The organism is Enterocloster sp. OA13 (genome assembly GCF_022440595.1).
Lineage (GTDB): Bacteria > Bacillota > Clostridia > Lachnospirales > Lachnospiraceae > Enterocloster > Enterocloster hominis.
In genome coordinates, this window is sequence record NZ_JAKNTF010000001.1 from 771,423 (window position 1) to 786,955 (window position 15,533).

14 protein-coding genes and 1 riboswitch are annotated in these 15,533 nt (G+C 53.5%); of the genes, 3 read left to right on the forward strand and 11 right to left on the reverse strand.

Going from position 1 to position 15,533, the window contains the following annotated elements; all coding sequences use genetic code 11:
• Window positions 1-8: 8 nt before the first annotated feature.
• Complete coding sequence (locus MCJ35_RS03365) at window positions 9-1,883, reverse strand: PEP/pyruvate-binding domain-containing protein (protein ID WP_025482998.1); 1,875 nt, start codon at window positions 1,881-1,883, stop codon at window positions 9-11.
• 274 nt (window positions 1,884-2,157) lie between these two features.
• Between MCJ35_RS03365 and MCJ35_RS03370 the strand changes: the two genes are divergently transcribed.
• Both MCJ35_RS03370 and MCJ35_RS03375 read left to right on the forward strand, forming a co-directional pair.
• Window positions 2,158-2,541, forward strand: a complete 384-nt coding sequence (locus MCJ35_RS03370) for a BlaI/MecI/CopY family transcriptional regulator (RefSeq protein WP_008721956.1) — start codon at window positions 2,158-2,160, stop codon at window positions 2,539-2,541.
• Entirely contained in the window at window positions 2,534-5,134 is a 2,601-nt protein-coding gene (locus MCJ35_RS03375; protein WP_025482997.1) for a M56 family metallopeptidase, read from the forward strand. Before MCJ35_RS03370 ends, MCJ35_RS03375 begins: the two co-directional genes overlap by 8 nt.
• Window positions 5,135-5,143: 9 nt before the next feature.
• Here the strand turns inward: MCJ35_RS03375 and MCJ35_RS03380 are convergent, their stop codons facing one another.
• From MCJ35_RS03380 to MCJ35_RS03420, 9 genes are all read right to left on the reverse strand, one after another.
• Complete coding sequence (locus MCJ35_RS03380; protein ID WP_025482996.1) at window positions 5,144-6,064, reverse strand: AEC family transporter; 921 nt, start codon at window positions 6,062-6,064, stop codon at window positions 5,144-5,146.
• 133 nt (window positions 6,065-6,197) lie between these two features.
• Entirely contained in the window at window positions 6,198-6,797 is a 600-nt protein-coding gene (locus MCJ35_RS03385) for a thiamine phosphate synthase (RefSeq protein WP_051400563.1), read from the reverse strand.
• Window positions 6,790-8,019, reverse strand: a complete 1,230-nt coding sequence (thiH, locus tag MCJ35_RS03390; RefSeq protein ID WP_008721964.1) for a 2-iminoacetate synthase ThiH — start codon at window positions 8,017-8,019, stop codon at window positions 6,790-6,792. The genes MCJ35_RS03385 and thiH overlap by 8 nt, the downstream gene beginning before the upstream one ends.
• 20 nt (window positions 8,020-8,039) lie before the next feature.
• Window positions 8,040-8,831 (reverse strand): thiazole synthase, encoded by a 792-nt coding sequence (locus MCJ35_RS03395; protein ID WP_025482993.1) that lies wholly within the window; start codon window positions 8,829-8,831, stop codon window positions 8,040-8,042.
• 59 nt (window positions 8,832-8,890) lie between these two features.
• On the reverse strand, window positions 8,891-9,532 hold the full coding sequence (thiF, locus tag MCJ35_RS03400; protein WP_025482991.1) for a sulfur carrier protein ThiS adenylyltransferase ThiF: 642 nt from the start codon (window positions 9,530-9,532) through the stop codon (window positions 8,891-8,893).
• 2 nt (window positions 9,533-9,534) lie between these two features.
• Window positions 9,535-9,732 carry a sulfur carrier protein ThiS gene (gene thiS / locus MCJ35_RS03405; protein WP_025482990.1) on the reverse strand — a complete coding sequence of 66 codons (198 nt, stop codon included), beginning with the start codon at window positions 9,730-9,732 and terminating at the stop codon, window positions 9,535-9,537.
• Between the two features lie 197 nt (window positions 9,733-9,929).
• Window positions 9,930-10,032, reverse strand: a riboswitch (TPP riboswitch).
• Between the two features lie 114 nt (window positions 10,033-10,146).
• Complete coding sequence (locus MCJ35_RS03410) at window positions 10,147-10,974, reverse strand: ABC transporter permease (RefSeq protein WP_008721980.1); 828 nt, start codon at window positions 10,972-10,974, stop codon at window positions 10,147-10,149.
• Between the two features lie 16 nt (window positions 10,975-10,990).
• Window positions 10,991-11,761, reverse strand: a complete 771-nt coding sequence (locus tag MCJ35_RS03415) for an ABC transporter ATP-binding protein (RefSeq protein ID WP_008721982.1) — start codon at window positions 11,759-11,761, stop codon at window positions 10,991-10,993.
• 203 nt (window positions 11,762-11,964) lie between these two features.
• A complete protein-coding gene (locus tag MCJ35_RS03420) occupies window positions 11,965-13,455 on the reverse strand; it encodes a polysaccharide deacetylase family protein (RefSeq protein ID WP_025482989.1) in 1,491 nt (496 codons plus the stop codon).
• Between the two features lie 155 nt (window positions 13,456-13,610).
• On the opposite strand from MCJ35_RS03420, the gene MCJ35_RS03425 reads away from it, so the two are divergent.
• Complete coding sequence (locus tag MCJ35_RS03425) at window positions 13,611-14,042, forward strand: HIT family protein (RefSeq protein WP_120057243.1); 432 nt, start codon at window positions 13,611-13,613, stop codon at window positions 14,040-14,042.
• An 88-nt stretch (window positions 14,043-14,130) separates the two neighbouring features.
• Here MCJ35_RS03425 and MCJ35_RS03430 read toward each other — a convergent pair whose 3' ends face one another.
• On the reverse strand, window positions 14,131-15,516 hold the full coding sequence (locus tag MCJ35_RS03430; protein ID WP_008721989.1) for an alanine/glycine:cation symporter family protein: 1,386 nt from the start codon (window positions 15,514-15,516) through the stop codon (window positions 14,131-14,133).
• Window positions 15,517-15,533: the final 17 nt, after the last annotated feature.

Below are 15,533 nucleotides of genomic sequence, written 5' to 3' on the forward strand. Positions count from 1 at the left end.
GCATATCTTTAATCCTGCATGCCTTGAATCCTGCACACCGCCCGCCCTTCGTGGGCGTCCAGGGTCAGGCTGGCCCTGCATTTCCTGACGTCATATAACTTTACGATCCGCAGCATCTCCGGCTCCTCCGGGCAGAGTCCGGCCAGTATCTCCGGGCAGCCAGCCAGCAGCTCCGGCTGGTAAAGGCGTGTCTTGCTGTTGTCATTGATGGCACCGTAGTAGACGTCTGCTTCCACCATGTCCTGGAACATGTGGCTGCCATAGGACAGCTCCGGGTGGTATCCCGCCTTATCGTAGGCAACTTCGCAGATGGCGTTAAACTGGCTGATTTCGGAATAAGCTACCGGGACACCCAGTTCAGGGGATGAGGTGCCAATCCTTCCGGGCACCAGAAGCATTAGCTTGTAATCCGTATCTTCAAAGCGCTGGTTTATCCTGCCGATGAACCGCGCCACGTCCGGTTTTTTCGCATAGGTGTATTCGTAGTATTGCTGGGGGTCCACCCAGACAATGTAATCTATCCGCTCTTCCTTGGAACGCCGCATGGATGTCCTGCGCACGTCAAACAGAAGCTCATGGTCCACGCCTTCCGGAATCCGCACCTGTTCGGAACGGGCGGCCTGAAGGGGCCTGCATTGCAGCAGGTTCAGTTTCCACTTGTCCTCCTCCGGGCAGGTAACGGCAAATTCCACATCCACGGGGCGTCCGTATGCTGTTTCCAGCATTTTCATGAGGGCGCGCATCATATGTATGAAATCCATGTCATCCACCAGTCCCTGGCAGTCCGCAAAGTATATCTTCCTGTAGATATGGCGTTCCGCCAGCATGTCTTCTGCCTCCGTGTCCCTGCTTAGGACCATTTTTTTCTGCCACTTTGGCAGTAACTCTATAATCTGCTCCAAGGGTTTGGTGCAGAGCTGTTTGGCGGCAAAGTCCAGGACGTCCACCTTCCGCTGGGAGAACTTGTGCCGCTCCGCCATGGTGGTGCGCAGGTTGGCCTGTGCCCGGTCTAGGCATATGAGGCGGGGGTAATCCCCGGGGGTCCGTTCCACTGCGCGGGTGCCAAGCCCTGCTACCATGCGCAGCATGCCGGCCTCGGGATTCAGATATTCCATCCACTTATATGGATTGTAAGAACAGCCCATTCCTGCTGCGGCCGGAAAATAAAAGCTGCCGTAAGCCTGTCCTGCCACCTGCTGGATTAACAGCGCCATCTGCTCGTCCACATCCAATAGATGGCGTTTCCGGCGGTACTCAATGGCCTGTTCATTCATCACGCTGGCATAGACACGGCGGATGGCGTCCTCCAGTTCCTCCAGCCGTTCTTCCTTTGTTCCCTGGTTCATGCAGAAGATGGATTCGTATTTGCCGGAAAAGGCATTGCCGTATCCGTCCTCCATAATACTGCTGGAGCGTACAATGATAGGGGTGGTTCCATAATGGTCCAGCATATCTGCCAGCTCTTCCCGTATATCATCGGGAATCATGCCGTTCCTTAACCGGCTGGTCAGTTCTTCTGTTTCCTTAAAATGTTCCTTTTCCAGTGTATGCCTGGCTTTAAGCTCGGCACAGCGGTTCAGCACCAGGTAGCGGTAGAATACATCCGTGCCGACGAAAAAGGAATTATGCGGTTCAATATGACCGGAGTATTCCGGCATGTCCTGCTCTATCAGTTTCCTCGCCACAAGCAGGCCGCACGCCTTGCCTCCTATAACCCCGCCGCCTATCTTGCGCTCCCAGACCTTTCGGAAATCTTCATCAGTAAAATGTTTCAGTATCAGCTGTTCCATATGGCTTTCCGTGGTCATCATCTGATTGCAGATGCATTTCCGTTCCTCGTTTGTCAAATGCTCTTTTTTTAATATATCAGGATAATCTGCCATTGCTTACCGCCTTTCCCCATATAGGATTTTCATCCGTATTTGGTTTAATCATAGGATATTTTTTGGGGAAAGGCAAGGGCATATATAAAAGCGATGGCAAGCGATGGTAAACAGGATTCCGTATTGACAGGAATAGGTTATGAGTTTACAATGTTAGTATACGAATGTATACTAAATATGGTTTTTACAGGAATTTTGAAAAATGGCAGTATTGAAGATGCAGGGCTATTAAAAACATGGAAATATCAAATCACAGGAATCCGGAGGACCGAACATGGAAAAAATCAACCTATCAGACGGCGAATGGAAATTAATGAACCTTTTATGGCAGAATCCGCCCAAAACAATCACCCAGCTCACAAAGGAACTGGAGCAGGCAACCGGATGGGGGAGGAATGTAATCATCACCATGCTGAAGCGGCTGGAAGCCAAGGGGGCTGTCCGCCATGAGGAGGGGGAACGGGCCAAGCTGTTCTATCCTTCTGTTGAGAGGGATGGAGCGGTCCTTGAGGAGACCAGGGGATTCTTAAACCGCGTGTACCAGGGCAGCTTAAGCCTGATGGTCAATGCCATGGTCAGTTCCAGTGAGTTATCCGATGAGGAGATTGAGGATTTAAAGGCAATCCTTGATAAGGCAGAGGAGGGGCGCCATGGTTGAGACATTGATTACATCATCGGTCCTGATCCTGGGAATCATCCTTCTCCGTTTCCTTTTAAGGGGAAGGATCAGTCCACAGCTTCAGTACGGCATATGGGGGCTTGCGGCGCTTAGGCTGGTGATGCCCTGGTTTTATCCGGTGCTGGGCTGGATGGGGAATATGACAAGCCCGTTCAGTGTGATGAATGCAGCGGAAACCATCCGGGAACAGGCTGTTTCAAGGCCGGACCTGGGACCGCTGGTCCATAACCTGTCTTCCGGCCAGGTGACGCATTATACTGCCCCTGCCACCATGGCCCAGCGGGCTGCGGGGATTGACTGGCAGATGATTATCCTGATTTTGTGGGGGGCGGGCGGAATCCTTTTATTTATATGGATGCTCTGGATTAATTTACGTTTTTCCTGGCGCATTTACAGAAGCAGGGAACGTTATGACGGGGATACATATGGAGCCACAGCGCTTCCCGTATATTGGGTTGAGGGCCTGGCTACCCCCTGCTTCATGTCATATCTGGGTGACCGGGCCATTTACCTTCCAAAGGGGATGGAGGGGGATGAGAAGCGCATGCGGCATGTGCTGGTCCATGAGGACTGCCATGCCCGGCGCCGTGACCATATCTGGGGAGGGCTTCGCTGCGTCCTTCTTTGCTGCTACTGGATTAACCCGCTGGTATGGGCGGCTGCGTTCTTATCCAAACGTGACTGCGAGCTGTCCTGTGATGCGGATGCGGTCCGCCGCCTGGGGGAGGAGGAACGGTTTTCCTATGGAAGGACCTTGATTGACCTGACGGTCAAACACAGGGCAGTGTCTGGATTCCTGAATATTTCCTCGGACATGTGGAACGGGAAAAAGGCCGTGAAGGAGCGGATTTCCATTCTGGCAAAGCATCCGAAAACCACTGGAATCATGGCGGTCCTGATTGTATCCGCGCTTTCCTGGCTGGCGGTGTGCACCTATACGGGGAGGCAGCAGGAGGATGGTATAAGAATCAGGGCAGAGCAGTGGGCCAGGGCATTTTGTGACAGGGATGGGAAGGCATTGTATGGTATGTATGATCCGGAACGTCCGGAAGGTTTTTATGGGATGGAACCGGTGATGTCACTGCCGGAGGATCCGTATATCAGTTTTGGGTGGTCCAGTCCATGGCCCATGGACCATGTCTTCCAGATCCATAATCAGGACAACCAGTCTGTGATTACCTACTATGCCATGACCTCCGATCCCCACCGGTGGGTATGGAAGGAGAGGATTACCTGGAAGAAGACAGACGGTGTCTGGTATGTGGACCAGAGCCATCTGACCCAATATGAAACGATTCATTCCGCTGCTGAATTTTATGAGGCATACAGCGGAGGGATTGCAGGAACCGCCATGGACTACAGGCGGGAAGGAATGGCGGAAACCCTGAACCGGAATGCCCGGACAGACATGGTATACCAGGACCTGCTGTCCCCAGGACTGTCCATGGAAATGCTCCTGAACCTCCAGGGAGGGGAGGCAGCTGTTGTGAAGGACGGGGAAATGACAGTGGCTGTCTATACATTCCCGGATAAAAGCCAGGCAGCTGTTTCCATGATCCAGCCCTTTGGGGCAGAGGGAATCTGGATACCGGAGGAGATAAGGGAGGCGCCTGAGGTAATGGATGAAGGATTGAAGCCGGAAGATGGCGGGGCGGATGGAACAGAAGCCAAATCCATCACGGCTGAAGACGTGATACGCCTGGCCGGAATCCGTGATACGGAAGATCTGGCTGCGCGGACCGCGGATTTTCCTGAACCGAATGATAGGGACGACAAGGAACAGGGGGATTACCTTGACTGGTTTGAATCCTACATGTTTTATTATAAGGGGGAACTGTACTCGCTTACTATCTCATACCGCAGGGAGGACGACAGCCTGGAGGACATCATCCTGGTACGCCAGCCAACCTCAGAGATGCTGAATATTTACCGTACGCCGGAAGATGTAAAGCATTATAGGATGACGCTTCCGGATGAAGAGGGCATCCGCCGCTTTTTGGATACCCACACAGCCATGACGGATTACCTGACGTACCGGCTGCCCCGGGGGCTGTCCAACCAGGGGTATACGGAGGCGCTGAGCAGTACAGGGGGAAATGTATTCGCGGCCTCAGACCCGGAAGACATAAAACGTCTGGACCAGCTGGCTTCCCATATTGATTATGATTTTGTTCCCCATTCATGGTGGGCAGCAGGAGCGGTGGAACGCTATTCGGGCGGATGGCCAAACCGCAGGTTCAGCCAGGGTGAACTGGCAGACATCGGTCTTCCCTGGAACCATTCCATGTTCATCACGGAACCGGTCAGGGTCATTGATTGTGAGGCCCCTGCCCTGCTGGTCCTGGTACAGCATGATTTATACACGGCTGCCTCACTGGAGGATGTGGAAGCTGAGTACGGACCTGTGCCGGAGGAGGACCAGACCTCCCGTATGTGGTATGTATTCTTTGCAAAGCCGGACAGCAGTGAGGTGTATTCCATTTCACTGAATGCGGATTTATACGAAGATACGGATGTACTGAAGCTGGCCAGAAGCGTTTATTTCACAGATAAAGCATGGACCGTCAAATAGCTACAGCCGCTACAGCCGGAACCACATAGCCAGGCCGGACATGACGAATAGTCCGATGATGATGGACACAGAGGCGGTAAAGCTGGATACGGCCGTGTCCCCCTTGCATTTTTCCGTATAGATAGGAGCCAGGGTACTGACCGGGGCAAATACGGTCACGGCCAGCACCTGCCGCATTTCCAGGGAAAGGGGCGCAAAGTGGTAAATGGACAGGGAGAAAATGCAGGCAGATAACAGCCGTCCCAGGATGACCCGCATGGTGTTCCTGAGGGCGGCGCTGCCATGGACAGGCCGCAGCATCATCCCAATCATCAGCATGGCCAGAAAGCTGTTTGCCTGGTAGACCGGTTCCAGCAGGGCGTCGAGCCAGCCGGGAATACGGATTCCAATGGAGGAGAAAACCAGCATCAGCATATAGGTGTCAAAGGGAATGGATCCCAGGAACCTTTTCCACACAGGCGTCTGCGCGGAGCCATTGTCCCCGGTATCCAGATGAAGCAGGGTGGTTACCAGGGCATAGGAACCTCCGGTCATCATCACGGCATTGCCGGTATCAAACATGCAGGCGGCCACGGAGCCGGCCGGGCCGAAAAAGTTCTGGATTAAGGGAAGGGTAAAACAGCCGATGTTGTATCCTGCCATATTAAGCATGGTAAACATCCGGTCCCGGCGGTCCAGCTTTCCTGTCAGGCAGTAGGCTGCCAGAAAGGGGAGGAGGCTGCACAGGAAACCCAGGACAATCATGAGGTAAATGGATGGTTCCTTTTCAAACCCGTAAAAGGAGTGGATGACAGCGGCAGGCAGCGTGATGTTGAGCACAAGCCTGCTGAATGTCTTCTGGTCATTGTCGCTTAAGATGTTCTTGTGCCTGAGCAGGCAGCCTGCCAGTATCAGTACGCCGAAGGCGGCTGGTTTTATAAGGAATCCCATGGATGTAAGCCTCTTTTTCTATATGATTTCATTACCCTGTAAAAAGGTCTGCTGTGGGTTAATTCTACTGCTGCCAGGGGGGCGGCGTCAACTGTTTTTTGTCTTAGGGCGTGTTTGGAAATCCGTTCCTATCCTAGATTCCCATCATTCCCGACATGATGCATCCTCCGGCTGCCCCGCATCCCAGCACTTCCTTTATCTGTGCCTCGTCCAGGCGGATGCCGCCGATTCCATAGACAGGGATGTCAACCGCTTCACAGACCGCGCGCAGGAAGCCGGTTCCGCGCGGAGGCAGCCCTTTTTTGCAGTCCGTGGCATAGATATGTCCGGCAGTGAGGTAGGAGGCCCCAAGGGCCGCTGCCTCCAGGGCTTCCTCCACACTGTGGACAGAGACGCCTATGGTCTTAAAGCCATCCGGAAAGCCTGTGCCGGATGCCTCCCTCAGCCGCCACAGGGGGAGATGGATTGTATCCGCGCCCAGTTGGCGGGCTGTTTCCATGAAGCTGTGGGCAATGAAGGGAACCTGATATTCCCTGCATATCTTCATCACCTCTTTGGCCAGTTCACCATACTCAGCATCCGGCAAGTCCTTTTCCCTCAGGATCAGGGCGGCCGGATGGAACCAGCAGACCCGGCGGATCTGTTCCGCAAAAGGTCTGGAACAGAGATTCCTGTTGGTGACCGCCAGGATGTGTCCTTTCAGTCCGGGGTCCGTTATCAGATTCTCATACATAGATATAATCACTCATGACCGGCTGCAGATTCCGCGCAAGCAGGTCATGGAACACCTCATCCACGCTCCGCCCGTCCGATATCTCAAACTGGTCGTCCCCTTTCTCCTTGATTTCATCTGAATGGCTGCCGATGCCCGTGCTCACACCTGCCGATATCTTGGTGGCGGCAATGGAAACCAGGTTGTCCCTTACCCGGGCGCACTCCCTGGTGGAGATGGTGATGCTGGCCCACGGCATCAGGAGGCGGTAAGCGCATACCACCTGAAGCAGCTGTGTCTCGTGTACATCCATGGGATTGATTCTGTCATTGTTGATGATTGGCCGAAGCCTTGGACAGGAAAATGCAATCTCAGCATGGGGGTATTTCCTCTGAATGAGCCAGGCGTGGCAGCCGGTTGCGAATGCGTCTTTGCGGAAATCCGCCAGCCCCAGGAGGGCGCCGAAGCCAACGCCCCGCATACCGCCTTTAATGGCCCGTTCCTGGGTGTTGAGACGGTAAGGGAAACATCGTTTATGACCGGACAGATGCAGGGTTTCGTATTTACCGGAATCATAGGTTTCCTGGAATACCGTTATATAATCAGCCCCGCATCCGTGGAGATAGGCATATTCATCCGAATTAAGGGGATAGATTTCCAGCCCGATGACCTTAAAGTAGTTCCTTGCAATCCGGCAGGCCTCCCCGATATAGGGGACCGTGGATTGGCTGCGGCTTTCGCCTGTAAGTATCAGGATTTCCTGCAGGCCGGTGGCGGCAATGGCTTTCATTTCCTCCTCAATCTGTTCCGGGTCAAGCATTGCCCGCCGGATTTTGTTCTTGCAGTTAAACCCGCAGTAAATGCAGTAGTTTTCGCAGTAATTGGCAATATAGATGGGAGTGAACATCTGGATGGAGTTGCCGAAATGTTTTCTTGTCTCTGACTGTGCCGCCCTGGCAATCTCCTCAATGAGGGGCTGCGCGGCGGGGGAGAGGAGGGCTGCAAAATCCTCAAGGTTTCTCATGTCATGGTTCAGGGCGGCCTTTACATCGCCCGCCGTATAAGACGCCGGGTCATAGGCCTCCATCAAGGAAAGGACCTGGCGGTCAATGCCGGAATCAAGGACCTCCATGTCCGGGAGATAGGCCATGTGGTCGGTCCGCTCCATTTCCAGGTCCTGCTGTACCTGGGTGTTCAGTATACTTTTATTCAGTACATTGGTTTCATTCTTGTTATTGGACATAGCATCTGCCTTTCTGTGGTTCAGTTATGAAGGAATCCGGTCAGGGGGGAGGAGGCGCTGGCCTGCTTATCCAGGGTTCTCCCGAGTCCGGCCAGGTATGCCTGCCGCCCGGATTCAATTGCCAGCTTGAATGCATGGGCCATGGCGGGCACGTCCCCTGCGGTTGCAATGGCTGTGTTGGCCATGATGGCAGCCGCCCCCATTTCCATTGCCTCGCATGCCTGGGATGGACGTCCGATTCCCGCATCCACGATGACTGGAAGGTCAATCTCGTCAATGAGAATCTGGATGAAGTCCTTTGTGCACAGCCCCTTGTTGGTTCCGATGGGAGCGGCCAAGGGCATGATGCACGCGGCGCCCGCATCGGCCAGGTCCCTGGCTGCGTTCAGGTCCGGGTACATATAGGGCATGACCACAAAGCCCTCCCTGGCAAGGATTTCGGTTGCCTTCACGGTCTCGGTATTGTCGGGCAGCAGGTATTTCGTGTCGTGGATGACCTCTATCTTTACAAAGTCCCCGCAGCCTGCAGCCCTGGCAAGGCGTGCTATGCGCACGGCTTCATCCGCATTCCTGGCCCCGGAGGTATTGGGCAGAAGGGTGACATGCTCCGGTATATAGTCCAGTATGTTAGCAAGCCCTCCTTCATTTGCCCTGCGCAGGGCCAGGGTGATGATCTGGGCATCTGCCTGTTCCACGGCAGCGTGGATTAAATCCAGGGAATATTTGCCTGAACCCAGGATGAAACGGGAGGTGAAGGTATGCCCTCCCAGGATGAGCGGGTCGCGGTCTTTCTCAATGATGTTGTCTGTCATGGTATGAAATCTCCTTTTTAATATGGTTGATGTGTCTGCTGTGGATGTTTCAACACGCCCTACGCCTCCTCCTCACCGAGGAGCAGCCGTACAATCATGTTGGTCTGATGGGCGGCGCAGAGCATTACCCTGGGCGCCATGAGGCCGTATCCGGATTCAGGATCCGAGATGCCGTCCCCGCAGAGGTAGAAGTGTTTCCCTGCTTTCCTGGTAATCACGGCATTGCTGCTGCCATAGCCGGCCATGCCGGATGCGGCCACCAGATATTTGCCGGGGAAATGGGCCAGTATGCCGTTGGCCAGCATGGCCTTGGCCTGGGGACGGTCAAATGCCTCGCAGATAATGGTTTCCCGGTCAAACAGGGAAACCAGGTTATCCTCTGTCACCTTCACGCAGTCCGTGTAAATATCCAGATATGGGTTAATTTCCCTTAGTGCGTCTGCCAGCGCATCTGTCTTGTATCTTCCCAGATGCCTGGCCGTATACTGCTGCCGGTTCAGGTTGGTAATGTCCACCACGTCATAGTCGATGAGATGCAGGTGCCCCACGCCGATCCTTGCCAGCGCTGATGCCACATGGGAGCCAAGCCCTCCAAGCCCTGCCACGGCAATCCGCGCATGGTCCAGCCTTTCCTGGACCTCTGGGGTATGCCGTTCCCGCAGGGCTTCCTGCAGCTGTTCCCTGGTCACTGTATCAGCCATAATCATCCTCCTCCTACAAAATTTACGATTTCCATTACATCGCTGTCCGTCAAAGCGGTTGTGTCATAGCTGTTTTTAGGCAGTATGCTGCCGTTCAGCTCCACGGCAATGCGGTCCAGACGGTAATTGTGTTCCAGAAGATATGTCCGGACGGACACGGGCTGCGTCAGTACGACGGTAATGCCATTGATGACTGCCATTGTTCCACCTCCTTTCCCTGCGGGATTGTTGTGCGATATCAGCATAAAAAAAGTTCACGAAGCAATACACCCGCGGTGGTGCACCCCTTCGTGAACATCTGCTCACTCTGTTTACCAATATGGATTTTAAGGCAGCCGGATGTAAGATATCTGGCTTTAACGCAATAAAAAACGGGAATACCAAGGTATTCCCGCATATAAGCTGCTTCATGGGTCCCTACGTTGGCATTATCCAAATCAGGTTCATGGGTCGAAGTTCACAACTTCCTCTCAGCCTATCAATAAGCTCCCCTATTTATGGAAATCAGTATAAGATATGGAAGGGGATTTGTCAACAGGAAATTTATGAATCTGCCTGTCTGCAAAAGGCAGTATCCTCACTGGACCGTAAGGATACTGCCTCCATATCGGCGCCTAACTAAGCTTACTTATCCTCTTTTCCGCATACGCGATGATCTGGTACAGCACCCCGGACACAATACAAAGTATCACAATGGAGGTCACCACCATGGTCATGGCAAAGGTCTGGGACCCATAGGTAATCAGATAACCAAGTCCGGCCTTGGCGGACAGGAACTCGCCGATGATGACGCCCACCAGGCACAGCCCGATGTTCACCTTCATATTGCTGATGAGCATGGGCAGGGAACCTGGAAGCAGGACCTTTACCAGCACATCCTTCCGGTTGCCGCCCAGGGAGTATATCAGCTTGATTTTCTCCGTATCCATCTGGGTAAAGCCGGTGTAGAGTGTGAGGATGGAGCCGAACACGGCCACGGATACGGCTGCAACGATGATTGTCTTCATGTTATTGCCCAGCCACACGATGAGAAGAGGGGCCAGGGCTGATTTCGGAAGGCTGTTTAAAAGCACAAGGAATGGCTCCAGCACCTGGGCCACGCTTTTGCTGGACCATAAAAGCAGGGCGCAGGCCAGGCCAAAAACAGTGCATAGGGCAAAGCTTACAAGGGTCTCCAGCAGGGTTACACCTGTGTGGAGGAACAGGCTGCCGTCCCGTGTCATGCTTACCAGGCATTTGGCAATCATGGTGGGGGAGCTGAAGATGAAGCTGTCAATCCAGTGCATGTCAGCCGCCAGCTCCCAAAGGGCCAGAAGAAGCACTAAAAGCATGATGCGGCAGATGGTGACCTGGCGGTGGCGGCGCAGTTCCCCTTCCACAAAGGCCTGCTGGGCCACGGACATTTCACATGTGCCGCAGTTTTTCCTACCCTGTTCCTGCATGGTATAACAAGGGCCGTTATGATTCATATGTCTTCAGCTCCTTCCATACGGTATTAAAATAATTGGAAAATTCCGGGCAGTTACGCCTGTCAAGGGAGCGGGTGCAGCCTTCCGGGAAATCAATGGATAAAACGGACTTCACCCGTCCGGGCCGCGCGGACAGCACGACAATACGGTCGGCCACACTGATGGCCTCAGACAGGTCGTGGGTCACCAGGATGGCCGTTTTATGGGTCCTTCGTATGATGGAGCTGATATCGTCGCACACGGACAACCGTGTCTGATAGTCCAGGGCGGAAAATGGCTCATCCAGCAGCAGTATATCCGGCTTTAAGGCCAGGGTCCTGATTAACGCGGCCCTCTGGCGCATGCCGCCGGAAAGCTCGGAGGGCTTTGCATATTCAAATCCGGCCAGGCCATAGGCGGACATCATATCCAGAAGTTCAAGCCTGGCAGGTTCGTCCAACCGTTTTTGTATTTCAAGTCCAAGGGAAATATTGGAGAAGATGTTGCGCCATTCAAATAAATGGTCCTTCTGCAGCATATAACCGATAGCAGAGTGTGTCTTGGACAGGGGGGCGCCGTCAATGCTGATGGTCCCCTTTTCAGGCTGGGTCAGCCCGCTGAGCATGGTCAGGAGAGTGGATTTTCCACAGCCTGAAGGTCCCACGATAGCAACAAATTCCCCGGCAGACACATCAAATGATATATTGGAAAGGGCCAGCGTCTCACCATCCAATGAGTGGTAGGAGTAGCTGACCCCATTTACTTCCAGTTTGGGAATCATGAAAAAGCTCCTTTCAATTAGAAATCAATTCCTTGATTTATTATATGTTGACAACTGGAAACAGTTCGTGCGTTCTTGCCTGTACATGTGCGGCGGGGAAAAATAAGAATGGGGAAGCCTTACCTGGAAAAAGAAAAAATAAAACAGGCAGCGTGCGGTCTGCTTCGTCATGAAGCGGCCGGCACACTGCCTGGGCTTATATCTTACTGGTAACTCCATTCCACCGGAGTAGGTCTTGCGGAATCAAATATCTGCGCCGCATCGAATAAATCACTCAAACGTTTTTTGGAAGGGTCTGTCTGGGTCATATCCTCATAAAGCCGGTAGCCGTCCAGGTTCCTCCTTGCCATGCGAAGATAGTTATTACCCATCTGCATCCAGTATGGGGTGCTGGCATCCACGTTGCAGAAATACCGGAAGCCCTTGGACTCCAGATACTTAAACCGCGGGTTGTCCTCCTTATATGCATGCCAGTCAGCAATGTCATTGCCGTAAGGATAGAGCAGGATATCCGTGGGACCGATCAGGGATTCCACCTCGGCTTCCCACTTGTCCGTGTCCGCGCGGAAACGCTCCTCGGAGATGGCAAAGCCGTCCTCCGGATTCTTGGCCACGCCCAGCTGCAGATGGCCCCAGCTGTGGGAGGCCAGCTCCCAGCCATTGTCCCTTAAGCACTGGGCCACCTTGGCGGCCTGTTCCCGGTCCGCCTCATAGGTGGGGCTATCGGAATACTTGGAGGCGGCTGTCCGGTAACCCAGGATGCCTTCATATCCGGTAAATGCAATGATGGCCCTTGCGCCCTTGTATGAGAAATCAGGATGTTCCTGAATGAAATCCTCCAGCAGGGGAACCAGGTCGTAGGAGCCGGTGGACACACTTCCGTCGTCCATGGTCATCTCACAGGTGGGCTTACCGTCCGCGCCAATCACAATACGGCTGGCAAAGCCATCCCCGTCCATGTACGGGTAGTAACAGACATCGTCCTGTGACATGACGAATGGCTTCTTACCCTCCGGCAGCATGATGTTGCCCTTCACGAACCGTTTATTGCCGTTCCCATCCGCCTCTTCATAGGCAATGTCGTGGATCCGTACCAGCACATAGCCCCGTTCATACATGGATTGGAGCATTTTCATGAATTCATCCTTGGTGGTCATGACTGAATTATAGCCCCCGCTGTCCTTGTCCCCGTCAAATGCCTTGGAAGTATCCATAATCAGCGTGTGGAAGAATACATGGGTAATCTGGTTCATATCGGCGGGTACCAGCGCCGCCTTTTCTGACTCATACCGTCCCAGTGCTTCCTGCATCCGGGCTTCGGTAACGTCCATGCCGCTGTTGTTGATGAGGTCAATGGCCTTGTCATAATCGTAGCCCAGCGCCAGCCTGTCTGCCTGGGCAATGAGCCTTGAAACATCATCCTGGATTACCTGTGTCTCCTCCGTGGACGGTACGGGGCTGTCCCCTCCGCCTGAAGAAGGGCCTGCCTGGGCAGAGGATACAGCCGCTTGGACAGAACCCTCCGGCCCGGTGGGCTGTTTCCCCAAAACAAACCGGTAGAGGGTGAAGACACCGCCCCCTACCAGTAGTGTGATTGCCAGTAATACGATGAATGTCGGAAGATGCCGCGACATCATGGTTAATTTATGTCTGCGCCTGCGTGCCTGCCTGCGTCGGAAATCTGCTTTACTCATAAATCTGCTCCTATATGTGATACTTGTGTATCATTATAGCATAGAAATGGAAAAGTTGGTACATAGAAAGAAAAACAAATATTGGAATTGCATTTATCATCCATTAGTGGTATGTTAAAACCGGAATGAAATCAAACATAAAGGAGATAATGGTCATGGAAGAGATGGTAAAAGATACGAATTGCGCATATTGCATGCAGGGCGGGCTGGTTGCCAAATTCGGGTATCCTGTATGTGAAATGAAGACAGGCTTCCTTTATATATTCAAGGAGCAGAGCAAGAGGGGAAGGGTGATCCTGGCCCATAAAAAGCATGTGAGCGAGCTTATAGACCTGACCGACGGGGAGAGGAATGATTACTTTGCGGAGATTGCCCAGGTATCCAGGGCCGTGCACAAGGTATTCCACCCGGATAAGGTGAATTACGGCGCATACGGCGACACGGGCCACCACCTGCATTTCCATATTGTCCCTAAGTATGAGGGCGGCGAGGAATGGGGCGGTACCTTCGAGATGAACAGCGGGAAGACCATGCTCAGCGATGAGGAATATGAGGAGATGGCAGAGGCGCTGAGGAAGGCGCTGTAGGCATGCTGATATCATGAAAGACGGGATGGATCCTGCTTTGATGCAGGAACCCATCCCGTCTTTTATGATGCCAGGACTTGAGAGGCAGTTACTTGCCGCATGGCTGATTTTTCATGTATTTTTCCTGATAATCATTAAATACTTTCATGAATGTACCGGATAGGAACAGCAGTGCGACCGCGTTGGGGATGCACCAGAAGCCGGATACGATATCGACCACGGTCCATACAAGTTCCGGGGTCTTGCCAAGGGAAATGAATCCGGGAACCAGCCAGACCAGCCTTATGAGCAGCTTGGCCGCATTGGAGCCGGATGCCTTTGGGAAGATGTAGAAGAAGGCGGACTCGTAGTTGATTTCCCATCCGACCATGGTGGAGAAGGCAAACAGGCAGAGGCAGACCGATACGATGATAGGTCCCATGTTTCCGTAGGTGGAGGCAAATGCGGACTGGGTCAGCGCCACGTCCTTAAGGCCGCTCTGCCAGATCTCCGGGCCGCTGCAGATGATGGCCAGCGCTGTCATGGTACAGACAACCAGTGTGTCCACGAATACCTCAAAGGAACCGTACATGCCTTCCTTGAAGGGGTGGGCCGTGATGGCTGTTGCGTGGGTGATGGGGGAGGTACCGCATCCGGCTTCGTTGGAGAAGGTACCGCGGGCAGCGCCCTGCTTGATGGTCATGGCAACCGTGCTTCCTGCCAGTCCGCCTGTGGCGGAAAGGGGAGTGAACGCATGGGTGAAAATGGTTGCGATTGCCTGTGGGACCTGGGTGATGTGGGTAAGGATGATGCCCAGGACCGTGATGATATAGATCACGCACATGACAGGGGTTACCTTTTCACAGAACTTGCCGATTCCGGTTACGCCGCCGATCAGTACGGTGCCGCAGATCAGGGCAGCCACCACGACGATGATCCAGGTGGGGATATGGAAGGCGTTGTTCATGGCATTGGACATGGCAAAGGGCTGTACGAATGCAGCGGTTCCCAGGCCGCCCACAATGATGGTTATGGCAAAGAAGATGGCTAATGGTTTCCATTTGCGGCCCATGCCGCGCTCAATGTAATACATGGGGCCGCCGTAGAATACGCCGTCCTCTCCTTTGATGCGGTAATATTGGGCCAGTGTGACCTCCACGCACTTGGTCAGCATGCCGAACAGGGAGATGATCCACATCCAGAACACGGCGCCGGGGCCTCCCACAAAGATAGCGGTGGCCACGCCGGAAATGTTGCCGGTGCCCACACATCCAGCCAGTGCGGATGAAACAGCCTGGAGGGGCGTGAGGGTGCCGTCCCCTTTTGCGGAACCCTTTTTGAACATCTCACCGGCCGTGTTTTTCATGATGTGCTTAAAGTGGCGGAACTGGAAAAAACGTGTCTTAACCGCATACAGAAGGCCTACTGCGAAGAGCAGGATTAATACAGGAGCACCCCAGAGAAAGGAGTTAAGCTTTACTAAAAAGTTTTCCATACCTATACCTCTTTTCT

Bases quoted from the DNA above. Each gene is read 5' to 3' on its own strand.
- MCJ35_RS03420 (WP_025482989.1), bottom strand. From the start codon at position 13,455: ATGAGTAAAGCAGATTTCCGACGCAGGCAGGCACGCAGGCGCAGACAT.
- thiF (WP_025482991.1), bottom strand. From the start codon at position 9,532: ATGGCTGATACAGTGACCAGGGAACAGCTGCAGGAAGCCCTGCGGGAA.
- MCJ35_RS03365 (WP_025482998.1), bottom strand. From the start codon at position 1,883: ATGGCAGATTATCCTGATATATTAAAAAAAGAGCATTTGACAAACGAG.
- MCJ35_RS03380 (WP_025482996.1), bottom strand. From the start codon at position 6,064: ATGGGATTCCTTATAAAACCAGCCGCCTTCGGCGTACTGATACTGGCA.
- MCJ35_RS03370 (WP_008721956.1), top strand. From the start codon at position 2,158: ATGGAAAAAATCAACCTATCAGACGGCGAATGGAAATTAATGAACCTT.
- MCJ35_RS03375 (WP_025482997.1), top strand. From the start codon at position 2,534: ATGGTTGAGACATTGATTACATCATCGGTCCTGATCCTGGGAATCATC.
- MCJ35_RS03430 (WP_008721989.1), bottom strand. From the start codon at position 15,516: ATGGAAAACTTTTTAGTAAAGCTTAACTCCTTTCTCTGGGGTGCTCCT.
- MCJ35_RS03415 (WP_008721982.1), bottom strand. From the start codon at position 11,761: ATGATTCCCAAACTGGAAGTAAATGGGGTCAGCTACTCCTACCACTCA.
- MCJ35_RS03385 (WP_051400563.1), bottom strand. From the start codon at position 6,797: ATGTATGAGAATCTGATAACGGACCCCGGACTGAAAGGACACATCCTG.
- MCJ35_RS03425 (WP_120057243.1), top strand. From the start codon at position 13,611: ATGGAAGAGATGGTAAAAGATACGAATTGCGCATATTGCATGCAGGGC.
- MCJ35_RS03395 (WP_025482993.1), bottom strand. From the start codon at position 8,831: ATGACAGACAACATCATTGAGAAAGACCGCGACCCGCTCATCCTGGGA.
- thiS (WP_025482990.1), bottom strand. From the start codon at position 9,732: ATGGCAGTCATCAATGGCATTACCGTCGTACTGACGCAGCCCGTGTCC.
- thiH (WP_008721964.1), bottom strand. From the start codon at position 8,019: ATGTCCAATAACAAGAATGAAACCAATGTACTGAATAAAAGTATACTG.
- MCJ35_RS03410 (WP_008721980.1), bottom strand. From the start codon at position 10,974: ATGCAGGAACAGGGTAGGAAAAACTGCGGCACATGTGAAATGTCCGTG.